Genomic DNA, 20,992 nt, shown 5'->3' with positions numbered 1-20,992 from the left:
TTAAAATTTCCTTAAGAAGACTTGCTGAAAATCTTTAATACCTTGAAAGGGTTAACGAACCTGATCAACCATGCCAGATTCCCAAGAAGCAGAACCCCATTATTCTTTTGTACAAAAGGTTTGGATAGTGGGCGGAATTTTCTCCCTTATAGCTACTCTGCTCCTTATCTTTGAAGCTACTTTCAATATACTCATTCTTGTACTTGCCGGAGCATTGATCGCTTGCTTCTTTAGAGGCTTGAGCTCCTTTATAGCAAAAAAGACGGGCTGGAGCAGGAAAATCACAATGTCAATTTCATTATTGGGATCAATTTTGGTCGCCGCAGGCATTTTTTGGCTTATAGGAGCTACCGTAAGCTCGCAGGCATCACAGATCGAAGAAACTTTTCCGCAGTTAGTAAATGATGCACAACAATCCCTGAGTGGTAGTCGTGTAGGCAGGGAAGTTCTTGAGCAAATAGAAGAGTTGCAAAATTCAGATGACTTACCAAATTTTATTAGTCGCTTCTTTATGACCACTTTTGGTGGATTAGGAGACATTTATATCATCCTGCTTATTGGAATATTCTTCACTATTTCTCCCGGGCTTTACAAAAACGGTATCATTCATCTTGTTCCTCCACCTAAAAGAGAAAAGGCAGAAGAGGTACTGGAACATTTGGGAACAGGCTTAACCAAATGGCTGGCGGCAAAATTTATTGCCATGCTGGCAGTTTTTGTATTAACCGCTATAGGACTGGTAATTCTCGGCTTCCCTATGTGGCTCACTTTGGCTCTTATTGCGGGGATCCTGAATTTTATTCCTAATTTCGGACCTTTAGCTGCCATGATCCCTGCTGTACTTATAGGTTTGGCAATTAATCCTACCACTGCCCTTATTGTCGCTATTCTCTACACCGGAATACAACTTCTCGAAAGCAGTTTGATAAATCCGCAGGCCCAAAAAAAGCTGATAAAGATCCCGCCGGCTCTGATCATTCTTTCCCAGCTTTTTGTGGGAGCAATGACAGGAATTTGGGGAGTGGTTTTCGCAACTCCTCTAGTATTGATCATTATTATCCTGGTGCAGGATCTTTATGTTAAGCCTATGGAAAAAAAGGCGGTAGATAGTAGAAAATAGACGGTAGTAGTCGGGAGATAGTAGATGAGAGATAGTAGACTTAAATAAAATATCCACGAAAATCATCAAGGGTTTTTAAAGGGGCAAAATGTATTTAGCCCCGGAATTTATTTCAAGATCCTAATAGAATTCAGGTTTTTAGTGTCCTAGTAGAAAACAGTGCCCGAGGCACGAAAGATCTTTAGCCCCGGAATTCATTCCGGGGCTAAAACGTGAAGATTCCCAAGAGTGCCGTAGGTACGACAGATTTACTCTAACCAGTCAACCTCAAAATTGATCGGCCTTGCCTAAACTTATTCCATGAAATCCACGGGCTGAAGCCCGTGGCTAATTAATCGTTCAAGCCTAACGGCATTTATTTATTTCGTACCAATACATAGTGCCAGCGGCACGAAAGATCTTTAGCCCCGGAATTCATTCCGGGGTAAAACGGGCAGATTCCCAAGAGTGCCGTAGGTACGACAGATCCATATAATATATCCCACAACCGCAATCAATAAAATTAAAAATAAAAAAATCCCCCGAATCAATTTTGGGGGGACTTTTACATTGGGGGCAAAAAAGCTCTTTATTGTTTTATATAGATCATTTCGATTTTTTGAATTTCTGAAGCTACTGTATTTCCCGGGTCCGGTGAAACATAAACTGCAGCATCCGTCTCTTCTTTGGTAAGGGTGACTTTTAGAAATTCATTCCCATTGTCCGTGTATCGGGAAATTGATCTTGTTTCGGTGTAATCCACATCATTAACTTTAAAATTTATGGTAAGGATATTTCCCTCCTCCACAGAATAAGTGGCGGTATAATCTTTTGTGGTTTGGCAGGAGAACATACCTGTAGTAGCAGAAAAGAACAATCGCGACTGCGTAGTTTGCACATTACCCGTATCTTCAAAAGTAAAATACATAGCATCAAAACAATCTGTTTCCTCTAACAGGTCATAGGTAAAGCTCCCGTTCTGATCAAAATCAACGGCTGTAGCTTCGCCACCCTCTTCTAAAGGAACAGAGGTCATGGAATAAATGTTCCAGGTTCCTACAAGGTCTGAAACCAGGATCTGTTCTTCCTGAACGGTGGCAGTACCTGAGAGATTCAGGTCCTGGGAGTCACTGCTCATTTCATCTGTTGAGCAGGAAAAAAGAAGGGGTGTCAACATAATTCCCCAAATAACATAAAGTAAATTTCTCTTCATAGTCAAGTCATTCATTTTGAGGAGACAAATGTAAGAGAGAGAAAAATTAATTAATAATTTTTTAACACTTTATTTTCCGTTAATCGGAATTATAAGTATTTCGTCGATAAAGCGTTTATAAATATCTAATGATAATTCAGTCTGTTCATTGGCTGCAAAAATCTTCAGAAGCAGAAAATGTAGTTCGGGAAAGACATAAAAAAAAGCCCATTTTGGAGAGGTCTGATAGTCCGAAACTTTTCCTCCATTAAATTAATAATCTGGCATTTGAATTATAAATTTATAATTGTACATTTGCACCCCTGTTTTATGCAGGGAATGGAATGTTTAATTATTAAGTAAATTTAATTAGTGTGGACACATTAAGCTACAAAACGGTTTCTGCCAACAAAGCCACTGTCAATAAGGAGTGGGTTGTTGTAGATGCTGAAGGACAGGCCCTTGGCCGCCTTTCTTCTATAGTGGCAAAGCTACTAAGAGGAAAGTACAAAGCTAATTTTACCCCACACGTTGATTGCGGTGATAATGTAGTTGTTATCAATGCCGAGAAGATCAACTTAACAGGAAAGAAATGGGACTCTAAAGAGTACATTCGCCACACCGGCTATCCTGGGGGTCAAAGAAGTTTAACTGCTTCGGAATTATTCACTAAAGGTCCAGAGAGACTTGTGGAAAATGCAGTAAAAGGAATGCTACCAAAGAACAAACTTGGAGCAGATCTTTTCCGAAACCTAAGAGTTTTTGCAGGATCTGAACATAATGTTGAGGCGCAAAAACCAAAAACTATTAACTTAAACGATCTTAAGTAATGGAAGTTATTCACAAAATTGGCCGTAGAAAAACGGCAGTTGCACGTGTTTACGTTTCTACAGGAAGCGGAAACATCACTGTAAACAAAAAAGACGTTAAGGATTACTTCTCTACAAGCACGCTTCAGTACAAAGTAAGACAGCCTCTTAACATGACCGGTAACAATGAAAGCTTTGATATCAAAGTTAATGTTTACGGTGGTGGGATCACAGGACAGGCAGAAGCTATTCGTCTTGCCCTTTCAAGAGCTATGGTAGAGTTGGATGCTGAGAACAGAACTACGCTTAAGCCTGAAGGATTACTTACAAGAGACCCAAGAATGGTCGAACGTAAGAAATTCGGTCAGAAGAAAGCCCGTAAGAAATTCCAGTTCTCTAAACGTTAATATTATTTGGTGTTGAAAGCACCAAAAAGTTCATTTAAATCATAAGATTTTTGTTGTTACTCCGGAGCTACGCTTAAAGAAGTGCCGGTGGTTAGTTTAGCATCTAAACGGTCAGGGCCGGATATTATATCGCCACCTGATTGTTGCTATCTCAACAGAACGTAAACTATTACAAAAATGGCAAACAAAGTAGAAGTAAAAGAATTACTTGATGCAGGTGTACACTTTGGTCACCTCACAAGAAGATGGAATCCAAACATGGCGCCTTACATATATATGGAGCGCAACGGGATTCACATCATCAACCTTTATAAAAGTGCTGCTAAAATGCAGGAAGCCGGTGAGGCTCTTAGCAAAATCGCAGCCAGCGGTAGAAAAATACTCTTCGTAGCTACCAAAAAACAAGCAAAAGAAATTGTTGCTGAACAAGCCGAAAGAGCTAACATGCCTTACATCACAGAAAGATGGCCCGGTGGTATGTTGACCAACTTCATCACTATTCGCAAAGCTGTTAAGAAAATGGCTTCTATCGACAGAATGAAGAAAGACGGTACTTTCAACACGCTTTCTAAAAAAGAACGCTTACAAGTAGATCGTTTAAGAGCTAAGTTAGAGAAAAACTTAGGTTCTATTTCAGAAATGAGCCGCCTTCCGGGTGCGCTATTCGTAGTAGACATCACTCGTGAACACATCGCGGTTAAAGAAGCTCAAAAATTAAACATTCCAATTTTTGCAATGGTTGACACCAATTCAGATCCAAGAGATGTGGATTATGTGATCCCTGCAAATGATGATGCTTCAAAATCAATCAACAAAGTTGTTTCTTACGTTGCTGACTCAATCGTGGAAGGTCTTTCTGAAAGAAAAGCTTCCGGAAAAGAAGGTAAAGAAGAAGATGCTGCAGAAGACAAACCGGCAAAAGCTCCAAGAGCAAGAAAACCGAAATTAGAAACTGAAGTTCCGTCTACAGATCCACAGGATAAAAAAGACATGAAGGAAGCTCAGGAAGATGTGAAACTGGAGTCTAAAAAAGAGACTTTGGCAGATGCACGTTCTAACGACAACGAGGAAGAATAGAAGTTCATATAATTAATCTATGAGTCGTTTAGTTGCATTCTCCTGAATTTAGCTGAACGACTTATTCATTTTAAAAAACATATTAACTATGGCAAATATAACCGCCGCAGAAGTAAATAAACTAAGACAGGCTACCGGTGCCGGGATGATGGACTGCAAAAAAGCTTTGGTAGAAGCCGAAGGAGATTACGATAAAGCTATTGAGGTCCTTCGTAAGAAAGGACAAAAAGTAGCTGCAAACCGTGCCGACAGAGAATCAGCTGAAGGTGTTGCTATCGCAAAAGTAAATGCAGACAATTCAAGAGGTGTGATCGTTTCTCTTAACTGTGAGACAGATTTCGTTGCAAAAAACGAATCTTTCATTCAGTTGGCTGAAGATTTCGCTGAGCTTGCAATGAACGTAAACTCTAAAGAAGAGTTGCTTTCAAAAGATTACAAAGGGATCACTGTTCAGGATAAACTTACTGAGCAAACCGGAGTAATTGGAGAGAAGATCGAGATTGGTGACTTCAGGACTCTTGAAGCTCCATTTGTAGGATCTTACATCCACGCAGGTAACAAAATTGCTGTTCTTACAGGTCTTTCTGCCAAGACAGAAAACGCCGAAAAAGTAGCAAAGAACGTTTCAATGCAGGCAGCTGCAATGAACCCTGTTGCTCTTAACGAAGAAGGTGTTGACCAGTCTGTGATCGAGAAAGAGATCGAAATTGCAAAAGACCAGTTGAGACAGGAAGGTAAGCCTGAAGCTATGCTTGATAACATCGCAAAAGGTAAAATAAAGCGTTTCTTTAAAGACAATACCCTTGTTAACCAGGATTACATCAAAGACAGCAAAATGTCTGTATCTGAATATGTAAAGTCAGAAGATGCCAATCTTAATGTTGTAGCTTTTGAAAGAGTGGCTTTAGGATAGTCATTTTCTTTATTTATAATTTAAAAACCCGCTTCTGCAAAGGAGCGGGTTTTTTGTTTAAAGTTCGTCCAACCCTTTCAGGGTTTAGAACCCGGAAAGGGTTGAAAGGGCGCAAAATTGGGCTAAAGCCCTGTGATGGCGGCTGTTTTCTGAATCCTCCGGCTAAAGCCGGAGGCAATTCATGTCAAAAAATCATTTATTAATAATGGAAAAGATGAATTGCCACCACCTTCAGGTGGTGGAAAAAAGAAAAAAAACAGAAAGGGCTTTAGCCCAATAACCAGAATTTTATTTGTCGGCAAAAAAGAAATAAGTCTTGTTCTTTGCTTCTAGAAGCTCGCTTGCCAGCAGGCAGCGCTGCGGTCTTGATTCTTTTTCAATACCTCTCAAAAATGATAAAAACCGGTTCTGCTTCGGGAATGGACGCGTAAAGATTTTCTACCTTCAGTTTATTCGTATTGATCTGCTCAAAGAACAGCTCAGAACTGCCCTCCAGACCCGAAGCAAGCCTGAGATGCAGAGTTTTATCCTCTATGCGATAGATGTAGAATTCTGCATTACCATCACCGTCAATTCGCGTAAGGCGATTATCCACACCAAAAACTATGTGGTCCTGTCGGGAACAGGTGCTGTTTCGATCCAGGTTCCGAAGATATCGGCCTCGTCATCCCGATCAACAGTGCAGGCAACAATCTGCAGGATACATAACAGAAAACATCCGGTTTTAAAAATGCTAATTTTCATCCTTCTTTTTCTATAATTTCAGGTTCCTTTTAGAAACGACAGTAAAATTTAAATATTACCTTTCTTTAACCCCATTTTACATTTATTTTGATTTTCGGAACTATTCATCTATAGGATAAATTCATTAGTTTTGCACAACCCATTAAATCACATAGATGCATTACAACAGAATCTTATTAAAACTCTCGGGAGAGGCCCTTATGGGGAAACGTCAATATGGCATCGATCCCGAACGTTTAGCCGAATATGCAGCAGAGATAAAAGCGGTTATTGAGAAGGGGGTGGAAGTTGCCATAGTTATTGGCGGCGGAAACATCTTTAGAGGAGTAGCAGGGGCCAGCCGTGGTATGGATCGTGTAACGGGAGATCATATGGGAATGCTTGCGACAGTTATTAATGGACTTGCCCTGCAAAGTGCTCTGGAAGATGCGGGAATCCAAACCCGACTTCAAACAGCCATTAAGATCAATGAAGTTGCAGAGCCCTTCATCCGCAGAAAAGCTATTCGCCATCTGGAAAAGGGACGGGTTGTAATTTTTGGCGGAGGCACCGGAAATCCCTATTTTACAACAGATTCGGCTGCAGTTCTGAGAGCTATCGAAATACATGCAGATGTCATTCTAAAAGGAACAAGGGTTGACGGTATATACACTGCAGATCCCGAAGTTGATAAAAAAGCAACTAAATTTGATTTTATCAGCTTCGATGATGTTCTTACAAAAGGACTAAAAGTAATGGACACCACAGCTTTTACCCTTAGCCAGGAGAATAAGCTGCCTATCATCGTCTTTGACATGAATAAGCCCGGAAACCTTGAAAAAGTAGTTACAGGGGAAAAAATAGGCACAAAAGTTAATTTTTGATTTTGAAGATAATTTGAAATAGTTTTTAAGACTGAAACATTAAAAATGGACGACGAGTTAGATTTTATTATTGACAGTACAAAAGAAGCAATGGATCAAGCCATTCTTCACCTGGAGAAACAACTGCTAAATATCCGCGCAGGAAAGGCCACTCCAGCTATGTTAGGTAGTGTAAGAGTTGATTACTATGGCAGCCAGACACCTTTAAATCAGGTTGCTAACATTAATACTCCCGATGCCAGGACATTGACCATTCAACCCTTTGAAAAGAATATGATCGGTCCAATAGAAAAAGGGATCATGCAGGCCAATCTCGGCTTTAATCCTATGAACAATGGAGACAGTGTGATCATCAACGTTCCTCCTTTGACAGAAGAACGTCGCCGGGAACTTGCAAAACAGGCAAAAGCTGAAGCTGAAGATTCCAAGATTGGAGTGCGTAATGATCGTAAAAATGCCAATCAGGAGATCAAAAAGCTCGACATTTCTGAAGATTTGCAGAAGTCTGCAGAAGCTGAAATTCAAAAGCTTACCGATACCTACATCGAGAAGATCGACAGGATCCTTGCGGTAAAGGAAAAAGAAATAATGACAGTGTAGTCGTACCGGTCTTATATAGTTATCCAAAAAGCGGCCGAAAAGCCGCTTTTTTTTGCCCTTTTCCCAGGCCACGCCACTGGATAAAATAGGGATGCTTTTTTACCTTTGCAGCAAAACTCTTCCATGTCAAAATTCCTCGGCTTCGAATTCTGGAATACGGTTGCACGAACTATTCTAAGAAACAGGATACTTATCCTGATCTTAATAGCCGCCTGCACCATTTTTCTCGGTTCTCAATGGAAGAACATGAGGTTCTCTTTCACTGAAGCTAATTTGCTGCCCGATGATGACCCTATTAACCTCCAGTACCAGGCTTTCCTGAACAAGTTTGGAGAAGAGGGTAATGTAATTGTACTTGCTGTAAATGATCCGGAGCTTTTCACTCCGGAAAAGTTCATGGGATGGCACAAGCTTTCAAGTCAGTTAAAGGCCTATCCTGAAATTGATTTCACAGTCTCTGTCGGAGATCTGCAAAAACTTCAGAAATTCGAAGATCCTCCAAGATTTGAGATGGTGCCTCTCATACATGAAGAGCAACCGGACAGCCTTCAACTGGCAGGATACCGGGAGGAGTTATTTAACCGGCTCCCTTTTTATGAAGGATTGGTTTACAGCAGGCATTCCAATACTGTTCAAACCGCGGTATATCTTGATAAGGAGATCGTCAACACCGGAAAAAGAAAACAGTTTGTAGTAAACGAACTGATCCCATTGGTAGAAGCATTTGAACAGGAATATGGGATGAATGTCTATGTTTCCGGAATGCCTTATATACGCACTCTCAATGCCCAGAGCATCATTGATGAGATAGGGCTGTTCATTGGAGCAGCTTTACTTGTCACCTCCTTCATCTTTTTCTTCTTTTTCAGAAGTATAAGAGCAACGGTGATCTCCATGATCACGGTAATAATTGGAGTGATGTGGGCTTTTGGGATCCTTGGGCTGCTGCATTATGAAATTACAGTACTTACAGCCATTATTCCTCCGTTGATAATTGTGATAGGAATTCCCAACTGTATCTTCCTTATCAACAAATACCAGCAGGAGATAAAGAAACACGGGAATCAGGCGAAATCCCTGCAGCGGGTGATCACTAAAGTAGGAAATGCTACTTTGCTCACCAATCTTACCACTGCTTCGGGCTTTGCTACTTTTATTCTAACCGAAAGCACCCTACTCCAGGAATTCGGTACTGTTGCCTCTATTAATATCATTGTAATCTTTATTCTGAGCCTGCTCATTATCCCTATCATTTACAGTTATATGAATGTGCCTCGGGAAAAGCATCTCAAGCATCTGAATAAAAGATGGATCAATGGTTTTGTCAACTGGATGGAACGTATGGTGAAACATCACCGCATCAGCATATTTTTTACAGCTATCCTTTTACTGGTGGCCAGTATTATAGGGATCTATACGATAAGAATCTCTGGTAGTCTTTTGGAAGATATGCCGCAGAAGGCAGAATTCTTCCAGGATATTGAATTTTTTGAAGAAGAATTTGATGGCGTAATGCCCCTTGAGATCCTTATTGATACACAACGGGAAAAAGGGGTAATGAAATTGCCTACCCTGCGCAAAATGGAGGAACTTCAGGAACTTATTAAACAAGAGAAGCAGCTGTCGCCTCCACTATCAATTGTAAACCTGGTGAAGTATGCCAAACAGGCCTACTATAATGGAAATCCAGATTATTACCAGCTTCCCACCTCCCAGGAGCAAACCTTTATTTTACCCTATGCTCAAAGCTTAGACGGTACCGGAGACAACCTGCTCACTTCCTTTGTGGACAGCACGGGAAGGTACGCACGAATGACTACCTTCATGAAAGATATTGGCACCCGCGAAATGGAAGAGATCGAAGCAGATCTCTGGCCCCGGATCTACGAGATCTTTCCTGAAGATCGTTTCAATGTGGAAATGACAGGAAAGGCCCTTATTTTTCAAAAAGGCACCACCTATCTTGTGCGGAATCTTATCATTTCCCTGAGCCTTGCAATTTTCCTAATCGCGCTTCTCATGGCATGGATGTTCAGATCATTTAAAATGATCCTGATATCTCTTATTCCCAATCTTTTACCCCTGCTGGTGACTGCGGGCATGATGGGATATCTTGGGGTTCCAATAAAACCCTCTACTATCCTGGTGTTTAGTATTGCCTTTGGGATCTCTGTGGATGACACCATTCACTTCCTGGCGAAGTACAGGCAGGAACTAAAGGCAAACAACTGGAAGGTCAAAAGATCTGTATATGCAGCACTTCGGGAAACCGGGGTGAGTATGTTTTACACCTCCATAGTCCTTTTCTTCGGCTTCTCGGTATTCATGATAAGTAGCTTTGGCGGCACGGTAGCTCTGGGAGGACTGGTCTCTGCCACCCTGTTATTTGCGATGCTTTCTAACCTTTTGCTGCTTCCGGCGCTACTGCTTTCCCTTCAGAAAGAGATCGCCAATAAAGAGGTACTTAGAGAGCCTGCAATCAATATTCTCCCGGCAGAAGATGAGTCTGAGGATGACGAAAATTCAGAGGATCCAAAAATGTAATTTTTGACAGGTATTTTTCCGCAGTAAGCCCTGTTGAATTACTTGTAAGGCATGAAGGGAAAAATTATCTTTGCTCTCCAAATTCAACTGAAATGATCACAGGAAAAGTCGCAGAACTTTTAAAAAGCACTAAATATTTACAGGAAGTAGAGGTTAAGGGATGGGTTCGCTCTTTTAGGAGTAATCGTTTTATTGCCCTAAATGACGGTTCAACCATTAATAACCTGCAATGTGTTGTAGATTATGAGAAGATGAACGAGTCGGTTCTAAGACGCATTACTGTAGGTGCTGCCATTAAGGTCACCGGTACGCTGACAGAGAGTCTTGGAAGCGGACAAAATGTGGAGATCCAGGCAAATTCTGTGGAGATCCTTGGAGATGCAGATCCTGAAGAAGTAAAACTTACAATCCTTTCCCCAAAGAGACATTCTTTTGAAAAACTCAGGGAACAGGCACATCTAAGGGTGCGTACAAATACTTTTGGAGCAGTGATGCGACTCAGGTCTAAGTTAGCCTTTGCTGTTCACAGCTATTTCCAGCAGAACAACTTCCATTATGTAAACACTCCTATCATTACCGGAAGTGATGCAGAAGGGGCAGGAGAAATGTTCAGGGTGACTTCATTTGATCTGGACAACGTACCTAAAAAGGAAGACGGATCTGTAGATTTTAGCGAGGATTTCTTTGGAAAGGAAACCAATCTCACAGTATCCGGGCAACTGGAGGCAGAAACCTATGCGCTGGGATTGGGGCAGGTATATACTTTTGGTCCTACTTTTAGAGCAGAAAATTCCAATACTTCCCGTCACCTTGCTGAATTCTGGATGGTAGAGCCCGAAATGGCTTTCTGTGACCTCGCCGGAAATATGGATATCGCCGAGGAATTCATCAAATATGTACTTAAGTATATCCTGGATAACTGTAAGGATGATCTTGCATTTTTGGAGGAGAGACTGGCCAATGAGGATAAAACAAAACCTGAAGCCGAAAGAAGTCCGATGAGACTTACAGATAAGCTCAAATTCGTTATTGAAAACAACTTTAAGAGAGTAAGCTATAGCGAAGCCATTGATATCCTGAAAAATTCAAAACCGAATAAAAAGAAGAAGTTCAATTATATCATTGAGGAATGGGGTGCCGACCTGCAAAGTGAACATGAGCGTTATCTTGTAGAGAAGCATTTTAAATGTCCTGTTATTCTTTTTGATTATCCTGCCAACATAAAAGCCTTTTATATGCGTTTAAATGAAGACGGAAAGACGGTACGGGCAATGGATATCCTGTTCCCGGGAATCGGAGAGATCGTTGGAGGTTCTCAGAGAGAAGAGCGTCTTGAAGTGCTGCAAAAGAAAATGCAGGCACTCGGGATCGATGAAAAGGAACTATGGTGGTATCTCGACACACGCAGATTTGGTACCTGTGTTCACAGTGGTTTTGGATTAGGATTTGAAAGACTGGTACAATTTGCCACAGGAATGGGCAACATAAGAGATGTAATACCTTACCCAAGAACTCCGCTCAACGCAGAGTTCTAAACGGAATCACATCCTAAAGTAGTCATAAACAATCTGCGATCTTTTACGTTTGTAGATTGTTTTTTTTATTTTTATACAAAGCCAAAATTATATGCTAAAACAGCAGTTAAATTTAAAATTGTCTCAAAAGCTCTCTCCTCAGCAAATCCAGCTGATGAAGCTTATTCAGTTGCCTACCCAGGCTTTTGAGCAGCGGCTTAAACAGGAGATGGAAGAGAATCCTGCCCTGGAAGGAGGCAAGGAAGAGAAAGATGACTACGAGGAGGAATATGAGACAGACGACTACCAGGACGATGATCCCGGCAATGAGTCTATTGAAGCCGATATAGATGTTGATGAATATCTGAGCGACGACGAAATTCCCAGTTACCGCCTTCAGGCAAATAATTACAGTGCAGATGATGAAGATCGCCAGGTGCCATACGCATCGGGCACATCCTTTACCCAATATTTGAAGACTCAATTAAGCACGCTTCGCCTGAGCGAATCTGAAAAAGAAATTGCAGAATTCCTGGTGGGAAGTGTGGATGAAAGCGGTTATATAAGAAGAACCGTCCAGGACATCGTGGATGATCTTGCTTTCACACAGAATGTTTATACAGATGAACCTACGGTAGAAAGGGTATTAAAGCATGTTCATGAGCTTGATCCTGCAGGAGTGGGAGCCAGAAACCTTCAGGAGTGCCTCCTTATCCAACTTAACCGGAAGGAACAAACGAGGCAGGTAAGTCTCGCAAAAGATATTATTGAAAGGTCTTTTGACCAGTTCAGCAAAAAGCATTACCAGAAGCTGCTTTCCAAGCACGATATTTCTGAAGATGATCTTAGGGATGCTATTGATGTCATTGAACATCTTAATCCCAAACCCGGCGGTGCCTATGCAGGCAATACCCGGGCTGTCGAACATGTGATCCCCGACTTCACAATAAAAATTGTAGACGGGGAGCTGGAATTAAGTCTGAATGGACGTAATGCGCCCGAAATGCACGTTTCCAAAGATTACAGCGAAATGCTCAAAGGCTATAAAGAATCCAAAGAGAAATCAAGGGCTCAGAAGGATGCTGTGATGTTTATCAAACAAAAACTCGATGCGGCGAAATGGTTCATTGAGGCTATTAAACAGCGCCAAACCACCCTTTTTGTGACAATGAGTGCTATCATGAATTACCAGAAAGAATTTTTTCTCACCGGTGATGAACGCAATCTGAAACCCATGATCCTTAAAGACATTGCCGACGAGATCGATATGGATGTTTCCACTGTGTCCAGAGTAGCTAACAGCAAGTATGTAGATACTCCATACGGCACCAAACTCATCAAAGATTTCTTTTCTGAGTCTATGAAGAATGACCAGGGAGAAGATGTATCTACCAGGGAGATAAAAAAGATCCTGGAGATGACCATAGAAGATGAAAATAAAAGAAAACCTCTCACAGATGAGAAGCTGGCGAAGATGCTAAAGGAAAAGGGTTATCCCATAGCACGACGTACCGTAGCGAAATACAGGGAGCAACTGGACATTCCTGTAGCACGGCTACGCAAAGAGATTTAATGAAGATCCTGCTCAAGACTGCCTCCTACCTTTTTCATCCCATTTGGATGCCAATTGCCGGCACTTTAATCTATTTCCTTGTTACACCGCGTTTTTTTCCCCTGGATATTGTAAAAGCCAAAGTATTGGCTATAGCTATCATGACGATCTTTATTCCGGTGGTTTATTTTTTTATGCTAAAAACTCTGGGAAAAGTAAGTGACCACCTAATGAAGGAGATCAGGGAAAGAAAATGGCCCTTGCTCTTTTATGCCGGGCTTATTTTCATCATTCTAAAGTACGTGCTCAATTCGTTTGATTATCCCGAATTGTACTATTTTTTCTTAGGAATAATGGTTTCCACCCTGCTGGGACTTCTTCTCCTCTTTGCAGGTATAAAGGCCAGTCTTCACATGACCGGACTCGGCGGAATAACATTATTTGTGATATTCCTTAGTCTGCACTTTGATCTGAACCTGATCTATACGGTAAGCTTCCTGGTTGCTATTACCGGCCTCACCGCTTCTTCCAGACTACATTTCAACGCTCATTCGATGAAAGAACTTGCATTAGGCTTTGTTGTTGGGCTGCTACCTCAGGTGGTTGCAGCCTTTTTCTGGTTATAGCAGGTAGAACATAAGTCCCACCTGAAAGGTCCTTAAGTCGAGACTTTCCCCATCTAAATCCACATCTTTAAAGAAGGAATTAAGGCTGTAGTAGAAGTTGAAATTAAAGGTGTTATATCCAAAGGTGAAGGTTGCCCCAAGACGGAATCTTTCGAATTCCGGAATATCTGACTCCCTGTAGGTATTCCCATCCTGCTCAAATTTTGACTGGAAGTGGTAAACATAGGCAGGTCGAAGCCCGGTGTAGATCCTCCAGAATTTATAACTATCGGGTGTGGAAGTGCGCCATCGGAATTGCAGCGGAGCATCTATAGATTGCGTTGTAAACCGGTTGGCATCAAAATCTATCCGGTTCCTATCCAGAACCTGAAAGCGACTGCCTTCGCCATCGATTTGCCGTCCCACAAATAAATTCTGCCCGTAGGTATCTATTGACCATCCCAACCCAACTCCCAGGGCGATATTTCTTCTTTCGTTAAGAGGCATATCCCTGATAAAGCCTAAATGCAGGCCGCCGGAGAACTGGGAACTCTGGATTTCTGAAGGTTGTCCGGTAACGATATTGTAGGTTATTCCGATATAGACCTGATCCTCCCTGTAAAGACTGTCAGTTACCTGAGGAACGGGGTTTCCCTCCTGCGCCATACTGTAAAGCGGAAAAAGAAAGGGCAGGCAAAAAAGCCATTTTTGAAGGAGATTCATAAGCAGTATAATTGAGAATAAAGGTAAAGGAACTTTTCCTCAAAAAAAATCCCCTTCCAACAGAGTTGAAAGGGGATATATAAGTAATGAATTAATTATTATTCAAAGTTTTGTCCAACATCACCGGTACGGGTGGTATAATTGATCTTAAGCGCTTCAGCTTTTCTCAATTCCAGCTTGATATCGGATACAAGCCCCATATTGGTTTCATGGTCAACTTTGAGTGCTGTAGTAAGGAAAGGAACAAGCTCCTCTCTTTTCGATTCTCTTTCAGAATAGATAAACTGTTGAATATCGGATACTTCCGCAAAATTATCGTTTAGCTGAATACGTGCTTCAGAACCAAAGCTTTGTCTATACCTTGGGCTTGGTTTCCCGGCATATATGTACATCACAAGGTCCTTCTTATCTAACTTCTCTACCTGATCTGCATAAGGTAATACGTTTTGAATTTTCAAAGTATTCTGACGCATTACGGTAGCCACCATGAAGAAGAAAAGTAACATGAAGACGATATCGGGTAAAGACGAAGTATTGATCGCGGGCAGTTCACTACTCTTTTTCTTATTGAATTTTGCCATAATCTATATTTTTCGCGATTAGTTTTTAGGATCTGCTTCAGAAAGCTTCTGAGGCCACATATCCCTCACTTGTTCGATTTGTTCTTTAAGCCTGTCTTTGTTGCCGGTATATCTCACGTCTTTAAAGTCAGCTTCCATTTGCTGAAATGACTTTCCGAATAGTCTTCGGGCAGAGCGATCACGAAGTTCATTATAAGCCCCTACGAGTTCATTTTGAACTGCAATATAGGTTCCATACTCTGTTTGCCTGTCATTTACCAACATGATAACGGCCTTAGTCGGGTTATCTGATGAGGTAGGATCTCCTGCTCCCTGACAATAATCACAAGCTTCGGGTCCAACACCTCCACCATTGTCCAAAAAGGCTACAGCGGCAGATCTCAGGTCTTTTAACTCCATAAGCTCGTCTTCAACAAGCAAATCGTTGTTCCTGTTAACGATAACCTGAAAAATATTCTTTTCTTTTATAACAGGGGGTTCAACATTTTCATCCTGCATTGGTGGCAACTTTCGGCTAATACCACTATCTGTTTCAATAGTTGTAGTCACCAGAAAGAAGATCAATAACAGGAAGGCGATGTCGGCCAAGGAACCGGCATTTACTTCGGGTGAGGATCGTCTGGCCATACTAGTTTATTTTATAAGTTTTCTTATTCCTGATAATACCATCAGCAAAATTGCAATAGAGGCAAGGATATAGAAGGTCACAAGACCCGCACCTACCCAGTGGTTCGCACTTGCCGATAACATGGTACCATCACTTAACTGAGTCTCTGTACCGTCTGTCAATAAATATGCCACAACGATAACCAGAAGAAACGCTCCTACTGCTATTAGGGTCCTTTTGATGTTCCCTGAGAACAATCCTTTAATAACAAAGAACAATACAAGAAGAACGATAACAGCGAATACCAGATATGCTACATAAAGAAATGGTGTCACCACACTCGCCTGTACGTCGGCAGAACTTTCTATAGCATCATCACCGGCCATGAGAACCCTTCCCCAAAGGATAAGGCCCACCACTCCAATGACGAGCGCAAGATATTTTAAAATTTTATGTAAGGTCATAATAAATTATTGGTAATTGTTATACTCTTCTTTTGTTCTTGTAATCTACAAGGATGTCAATCAAAGTGATAGAAGCATCTTCCATGTCATTCACGATACGGTCGATCTTAGCGATGATATAGTTGTAGAAGATCTGAAGAATAATAGCCACGATCAAACCGAATACCGTAGTAAGAAGTGCGATCTTAATACCTCCTGCAACAAGTGAAGGCTGCATATCTCCGGCTGCTTCAATTCTGTCAAAGGCTTCGATCATACCAATTACCGTTCCCATGAACCCAAGCATAGGTGCAAGAGCGATAAATAAAGAAACCCAGGATACGTTTTTCTCCAAAAGACCCATTTGAACTCCACCATAGGCAACTACTGCTTTTTCTGCAGCTTCAGTTCCCTCATCGGCACGGTCCAGACCCTGGTAATAAATAGAAGCAACAGGACCTTTTGTATTGCGACAAACATCCTTTGCAGCTTCAATTCCACCGGTGTTAAGGGCATCCTCAACATCCTGTGCCAATTTCTTTGTATTGGTAGTAGCAAGGTTAAGGTATATAATTCTTTCAATAGCAATCGCCAAACCTAAGATCAAACAAAGAAGAACAATCCCCATAAAGCCGGGACCACCTTCAATAAAACGTCTTTTTAACTCCTGATGAAAACCTACACTTTCGGTTTCTGCTTCCTCGGCCATAGCCTCAGCATCATCCTGCACGAAGTTCATCATGGTAGCCGGCAGGGCATTCACGTTATTAGTCGCATTAACATTTACGGCTCCGAACACCATAATTGTAGCGATTACCAAAATTGAAAATAATCTTTTCATTACTTTTTGTCTTAATTTAATTAGTTAACGGGTTAAAGATATAAATATTTATTCAAATAAAACTAGCAGAGAGGAAGGGATTCGAACCCTCGATACCCTTGTGGGGTATACACACTTTCCAGGCGTGCGCCTTCGACCACTCGGCCACCTCTCTATTTGTCTATCACTAAGCAGAAGCTGCTTTCAATAAGTTGCCAAATAACGAAAAAAATAATACGCCGGTCAAGTAACCGCCTTATTTTTTAAGACATTTCTCCTCTTAAGGATGTTTCGAAAATTGTTTTAAAAACTTTTGGAGAAAGGTCCTTGGCTAAAAGGTACATCATTTTCACCACAGCCGCCTCTGTTGTTATGTCTTTCCCCGAAATAACACCTATCTTTTTTAACTGTGTACTGGTCTCATATTGACCCATTGACACGCTGCCTCCAATACACTGGGTAACATTTACTATCACCACACCCCGGGAAATAGTTTGCTTCAGCAAATTTACGAACCATTCTTCTGTCGGTGCATTTCCACTGCCGTAGGTCTCCAGAATAACTCCCTGAAGACCTTCCTTTGCCATTATATGTTCCAGCAGACTTCTGTTGATCCCGGGAAAGATCTTTATCAACGCAATTTCATCGTTCAAACCTGTATGCAGCTTCATTTTTCGCCTGTTATTAGGCTTCCAGAGCGCATTATCGTTCACTGCCAAATGAACGCCGGAGTTAACCAGAGGCGGATAATTAGGAGAAGCAAAAGCCTGAAAATGCTCGGCGTTAATTTTTGAAGTCCGGTTACCACGATATAACTTGTATTCGAAGTACAGACATACTTCAGAAATGACAGGCTTATTATGTCTCTGCAAACCTGCAATCTGTATACTGGTAATTAAATTTTCCTTTGCATCTGTTCGCAGATCCCCTATAGGTAACTGTGAACCGGTAAAAATTATTGGCTTTGAGAGATTCTCAAACATAAAACTAAGAGCAGAAGCGCTGTAAGACATGGTATCACTGCCGTGCAAAACCACGAATCCATCATAATCCTCATATCTTTCTTCGATCATTTCGGCGATTTGAAGCCAAAAAGCCGGCCGCATATTTGAAGAATCAATGGGCTTTTCAAAGCTAACGGTCTCTATAGAATGCTCCAACAGCTTTAACTCAGGGATATTTTGAAGCAATTCATCAAAATTAAATGCCTTTAAAGCTCCCGTCTCAAAATCCTTTACCATACCAATAGTTCCCCCGGTATAGATCAAAAGGATGTTGGCACTGGTTTTCATTTGAGGTTTTTCTGATTAATTACCGGATTGGCATACATTAATAGATAGCTGTTAACCTCAAGCGCATTTTTAAAATCCACCCTGCGGGTCAATCTTCTTTCAAATTGTCTTTTGTGTTTGGTGTCATAATGCTCCTTAAACATACTGCTGCCGTTAAGCAGGTCAAGAGCAATATAATTTGACGGCCATAACTTATAATTCTTATGGATCCTGCGATCAATACTGGCAGTTAAATTCTGAAGCTGCTCGTTAACAGAACCCGCGCTTCTTTCAATCTCATAAAGATCTTCTGCACTCACAGGTTCCCCGGCCGTAAGGTGAATACGCCCTTTATTCCCTAAAGCTCCTTTTAAGATTGACTTAAAATCTTCATTGGCCGATTTAATGTAAATGGTTTCCATTCTCTTTGCCAGGATCTCAGGTAATTTTAGAACATCTGTGGGATCAAATTCGTAGGAGATAGCCACAGGCACTATCTTTAGTTTTGCAAAATATTCGGCCATTGAATCATCCTGCCTTGCCATGGCAAGCATTTTCAAAACTCCCTGTTGTGTGTGGTCATTACCGTCCTTGGTTCTTCCTTCCCGTTGTGCCATCCAGACAGAACGTTTCTCTTCCACGAGCAATTTTCTGATATATTCTGAAAGCTTCTGGGAACTTTTTAGCATTTCACGCGGCCCCAAACCTCTCTTGACCAGGAAATTCCTGTTTAATCTGGAAAGGGCAAGTAAAAAAGGTTTTTGAACAAGATTATCTCCAATTGCTGAAGCTGTCATTTTGAGGTCGGACTCATATAAGACAACATTCAGCAGGGAAGTATCCAGTACAATATCCCTGTGATTGGAAATATAGAGGTAGCTTTCTTCTTTTTTAAGACGGTCAAAGCCTGAATATGAAAGTCCTTCAGAGCTTTTGCTCAGAACCTTTTGTACGGTGTGGTAAATGATCCTGGTCTGGAAATCACGAATAGAATTACAGGATAAAACCTTTTCCTCTATCTTTTCAAAAGCAACATTCGGAAAGGTATACTGCAACAGGCTCTTGATCATTGGATGTTTTATATAATCCTTTAAGGCCTTCTGCACTTCTGAATCCTCATAAAACCGAATATCATCGTAATTTGTCACTGTATCTTCATTAGGGTTAGCAAAAAAACGAAATTATAAGCACTTATCAGCTATATCCCGAAAATCTCCCGGGAATTCTGTGTAGTCCTATCTGATATTTCTTTTGGAGTTATGCCGTAAATTTCGGCAACTTTATTGAGAACCTCAATAAGATAGGAACTTTCATTTCGTTTTCCGCGGTAAGGTACCGGCGCTAAATAAGGAGCATCTGTTTCCAGAACGATCTCCTCTAATGGGATCTGGTCTAAGAATTTATCAATTTTCCCATTTTTGAAAGTTACCACTCCCCCAATCCCAAGTTTAAGATTATAGGAAAGGGCCTGTTGCGCCTGCTCGTAGGTACCGGTAAAACAATGAAAAATTCCAGAAAGGTCCTCCCCCTTCTCCCGTTCCAGCACTTCAAATACTTCATCAAAGGCATCCCGGCAGTGGATCACAACAGGTAATTTATATTTTTTAGCAAGCTGGATCTGATATTGAAAAGCCTCCTGTTGAATACTAAGAGAAGATTTATCCCAATACAGATCTATCCCGGTTTCCCCTACTGCATAAAATTTTCTTTCCTCCAGTTGCCGGGCCACTATTGCCAGCTCTTCTCTAAAATTCTCCTTTACATGTGTGGGATGCAGACCTGCCATTAAAAATATTTGCTCCGGAAATTTTCTTTCCAGATCATACATGGCATCTATATATTCTGAATCTATAGCCGGAATAAAAAATCTTGAAACGCCGGCATCAAGAGCCCTGTTTATCATCTCTTCGCGATCCTCTTCAAAAGCTTCGCTATAAAGATGTGCATGAGTGTCTGTAATTGTCATAAACGCAAAAATAATTTATTTTATACACCTATCTTTGCCAAAAAAGGAAAAGAATGGCATCGCTTAAAAAGTTACTTAAAGAAAAAGGATATACAAAAATTCCCCTAACCTATACTGCAACCCAACATCTTGAACTAAAGGCAAAGATCAATAAAATAGAAGGGAACTTCATTCTGGATACCGGGGCTTCCAGCACCTGCGTAGGTCTGGAGGCTATTTCTCATTTCGAACTTCTGGCCGAAGACAGCGACATTAAAGCTGCCGGTGCAGGTGCCACAGATATGATGACTCAAATCGCGCAGAAGAACAATATTGAAATAAAAGGCTGGAAAAAGAAAAAAGTAGATCTTGTTCTTTTTGATCTCAGGCATGTGAACGACGCATTGGTAAAACACAAGGCAGAAAAAGTACAGGGGATCATTGGTGCAGACATCCTAAAGAAAGGAAAAGCCATTATTGATTACAAAACAATGAACCTGTACCTGAAATAATATAAAAATGGGGGTTTCTACCCATTTCATCTCATTCATAGTTTTCAGATCTTAAGGGTAACCAAAAAATCTACCGCTATGAATGATTTAGACCTAAAACACCTGCCGGTGCTTCCGGCTTTATTGGCACTGTTCATTATTTTCGTACTGGTATTGAATGTCTACACATTC

Annotated in this window: 23 protein-coding genes and 1 tRNA gene; 12 read left to right on the top strand and 12 right to left on the bottom strand. The window is 41.1% G+C overall.

The window, feature by feature from the left end; genetic code table 11:
* Positions 1-70 precede the first annotated feature (70 nt).
* Positions 71-1,120, top strand: a complete 1,050-nt coding sequence (locus G564_RS0114305; protein WP_029038260.1) for an AI-2E family transporter — start codon at positions 71-73, stop codon at positions 1,118-1,120.
* 568 nt (positions 1,121-1,688) lie between these two features.
* On the opposite strand, the gene G564_RS0114300 is transcribed toward G564_RS0114305, so the two are convergent.
* The gene (locus tag G564_RS0114300; RefSeq protein ID WP_029038259.1) at positions 1,689-2,312 is read right to left on the bottom strand and encodes a lipocalin family protein; all 624 of its coding nucleotides are present in this window, start codon (positions 2,310-2,312) and stop codon (positions 1,689-1,691) included.
* A 353-nt stretch (positions 2,313-2,665) separates the two neighbouring features.
* On the opposite strand from G564_RS0114300, the gene rplM reads away from it, so the two are divergent.
* The 4 genes from rplM (at position 2,666) to tsf (ending at position 5,497) form a co-directional block, all read left to right on the top strand.
* Complete coding sequence (rplM, locus tag G564_RS0114295) at positions 2,666-3,121, top strand: 50S ribosomal protein L13 (RefSeq protein ID WP_029038258.1); 456 nt, start codon at positions 2,666-2,668, stop codon at positions 3,119-3,121.
* Positions 3,121-3,507, top strand: a complete 387-nt coding sequence (rpsI, locus tag G564_RS0114290) for a 30S ribosomal protein S9 (protein ID WP_029038257.1) — start codon at positions 3,121-3,123, stop codon at positions 3,505-3,507. The genes rplM and rpsI overlap by 1 nt, the downstream gene beginning before the upstream one ends.
* 177 nt (positions 3,508-3,684) lie before the next feature.
* Positions 3,685-4,584, top strand: coding sequence for a 30S ribosomal protein S2 (gene rpsB / locus G564_RS0114285; RefSeq protein ID WP_029038256.1), 900 nt, complete (start codon positions 3,685-3,687; stop codon positions 4,582-4,584).
* 88 nt (positions 4,585-4,672) lie between these two features.
* Positions 4,673-5,497: a translation elongation factor Ts gene (gene tsf / locus G564_RS0114280; protein ID WP_029038255.1), complete on the top strand. Its 825-nt coding sequence runs from the start codon at positions 4,673-4,675 to the stop codon at positions 5,495-5,497.
* A 376-nt stretch (positions 5,498-5,873) separates the two neighbouring features.
* On the opposite strand, the gene G564_RS0114275 is transcribed toward tsf, so the two are convergent.
* Together G564_RS0114275 and G564_RS20355 are read right to left on the bottom strand one after the other, a co-directional pair.
* On the bottom strand, positions 5,874-6,092 hold the full coding sequence (locus G564_RS0114275; protein WP_029038254.1) for a hypothetical protein: 219 nt from the start codon (positions 6,090-6,092) through the stop codon (positions 5,874-5,876).
* An 8-nt stretch (positions 6,093-6,100) separates the two neighbouring features.
* Positions 6,101-6,241: a hypothetical protein gene (locus tag G564_RS20355; protein ID WP_156879252.1), complete on the bottom strand. Its 141-nt coding sequence runs from the start codon at positions 6,239-6,241 to the stop codon at positions 6,101-6,103.
* A 155-nt stretch (positions 6,242-6,396) separates the two neighbouring features.
* Between G564_RS20355 and pyrH the strand changes: the two genes are divergently transcribed.
* The 6 genes from pyrH (at position 6,397) to G564_RS0114235 (ending at position 13,940) form a co-directional block, all read left to right on the top strand.
* Positions 6,397-7,104 (top strand): UMP kinase, encoded by a 708-nt coding sequence (pyrH, locus tag G564_RS0114265; protein WP_029038253.1) that lies wholly within the window; start codon positions 6,397-6,399, stop codon positions 7,102-7,104.
* A gap of 45 nt (positions 7,105-7,149) precedes the next feature.
* On the top strand, positions 7,150-7,704 hold the full coding sequence (gene frr / locus G564_RS0114260) for a ribosome recycling factor (protein ID WP_029038252.1): 555 nt from the start codon (positions 7,150-7,152) through the stop codon (positions 7,702-7,704).
* 123 nt (positions 7,705-7,827) lie between these two features.
* Positions 7,828-10,248, top strand: a complete 2,421-nt coding sequence (locus G564_RS0114250; RefSeq protein ID WP_029038251.1) for an efflux RND transporter permease subunit — start codon at positions 7,828-7,830, stop codon at positions 10,246-10,248.
* Between the two features lie 92 nt (positions 10,249-10,340).
* Positions 10,341-11,783, top strand: a complete 1,443-nt coding sequence (gene asnS / locus G564_RS0114245; protein WP_029038250.1) for an asparagine--tRNA ligase — start codon at positions 10,341-10,343, stop codon at positions 11,781-11,783.
* 91 nt (positions 11,784-11,874) lie between these two features.
* On the top strand, positions 11,875-13,335 hold the full coding sequence (gene rpoN / locus G564_RS0114240) for an RNA polymerase factor sigma-54 (protein ID WP_029038249.1): 1,461 nt from the start codon (positions 11,875-11,877) through the stop codon (positions 13,333-13,335).
* Positions 13,335-13,940, top strand: a complete 606-nt coding sequence (locus G564_RS0114235; RefSeq protein ID WP_029038248.1) for a hypothetical protein — start codon at positions 13,335-13,337, stop codon at positions 13,938-13,940. Before rpoN ends, G564_RS0114235 begins: the two co-directional genes overlap by 1 nt.
* Here the strand turns inward: G564_RS0114235 and G564_RS0114230 are convergent.
* The 9 genes from G564_RS0114230 to G564_RS0114190 all read right to left on the bottom strand — a co-directional run bounded on the left by G564_RS0114230 (position 13,935) and on the right by G564_RS0114190 (position 20,330).
* Entirely contained in the window at positions 13,935-14,642 is a 708-nt protein-coding gene (locus G564_RS0114230) for a porin family protein (protein WP_037374071.1), read from the bottom strand. The two genes, G564_RS0114235 and G564_RS0114230, sit on opposite strands and share 6 nt — an antisense overlap.
* Positions 14,643-14,740: 98 nt before the next feature.
* Positions 14,741-15,223 carry an ExbD/TolR family protein gene (locus tag G564_RS0114225; RefSeq protein ID WP_029038246.1) on the bottom strand — a complete coding sequence of 161 codons (483 nt, stop codon included), beginning with the start codon at positions 15,221-15,223 and terminating at the stop codon, positions 14,741-14,743.
* Positions 15,224-15,241: 18 nt separating this feature from the next.
* Positions 15,242-15,850, bottom strand: coding sequence for an ExbD/TolR family protein (locus G564_RS0114220; protein ID WP_029038245.1), 609 nt, complete (start codon positions 15,848-15,850; stop codon positions 15,242-15,244).
* Between the two features lie 6 nt (positions 15,851-15,856).
* Positions 15,857-16,294 (bottom strand): hypothetical protein, encoded by a 438-nt coding sequence (locus tag G564_RS0114215; protein ID WP_029038244.1) that lies wholly within the window; start codon positions 16,292-16,294, stop codon positions 15,857-15,859.
* Positions 16,295-16,313: 19 nt separating this feature from the next.
* The gene (locus G564_RS0114210) at positions 16,314-17,114 is read right to left on the bottom strand and encodes a MotA/TolQ/ExbB proton channel family protein (protein ID WP_029038243.1); all 801 of its coding nucleotides are present in this window, start codon (positions 17,112-17,114) and stop codon (positions 16,314-16,316) included.
* 66 nt (positions 17,115-17,180) lie between these two features.
* Positions 17,181-17,268: transfer RNA gene (locus tag G564_RS0114205), tRNA-Ser, on the bottom strand.
* 88 nt (positions 17,269-17,356) lie between these two features.
* On the bottom strand, positions 17,357-18,385 hold the full coding sequence (locus G564_RS0114200) for an asparaginase (protein WP_029038242.1): 1,029 nt from the start codon (positions 18,383-18,385) through the stop codon (positions 17,357-17,359).
* Positions 18,382-19,512, bottom strand: a complete 1,131-nt coding sequence (locus tag G564_RS0114195; RefSeq protein WP_029038241.1) for a 1-acyl-sn-glycerol-3-phosphate acyltransferase — start codon at positions 19,510-19,512, stop codon at positions 18,382-18,384. The genes G564_RS0114200 and G564_RS0114195 overlap by 4 nt, the downstream gene beginning before the upstream one ends.
* 50 nt (positions 19,513-19,562) lie before the next feature.
* The gene (locus G564_RS0114190) at positions 19,563-20,330 is read right to left on the bottom strand and encodes a TatD family hydrolase (protein ID WP_029038240.1); all 768 of its coding nucleotides are present in this window, start codon (positions 20,328-20,330) and stop codon (positions 19,563-19,565) included.
* 53 nt (positions 20,331-20,383) lie between these two features.
* Here G564_RS0114190 and G564_RS0114185 point away from each other — a divergent pair, with 53 nt between their 5' ends.
* The gene (locus G564_RS0114185) at positions 20,384-20,821 is read left to right on the top strand and encodes a retropepsin-like aspartic protease (protein WP_029038239.1); all 438 of its coding nucleotides are present in this window, start codon (positions 20,384-20,386) and stop codon (positions 20,819-20,821) included.
* Positions 20,822-20,992: the final 171 nt, after the last annotated feature.

Origin of the sequence: Salinimicrobium xinjiangense DSM 19287, assembly GCF_000423585.1 — a bacterium.
GTDB lineage: Bacteria > Bacteroidota > Bacteroidia > Flavobacteriales > Flavobacteriaceae > Salinimicrobium > Salinimicrobium xinjiangense.
This window is presented reverse-complemented; position numbering and strand designations above follow the sequence as displayed.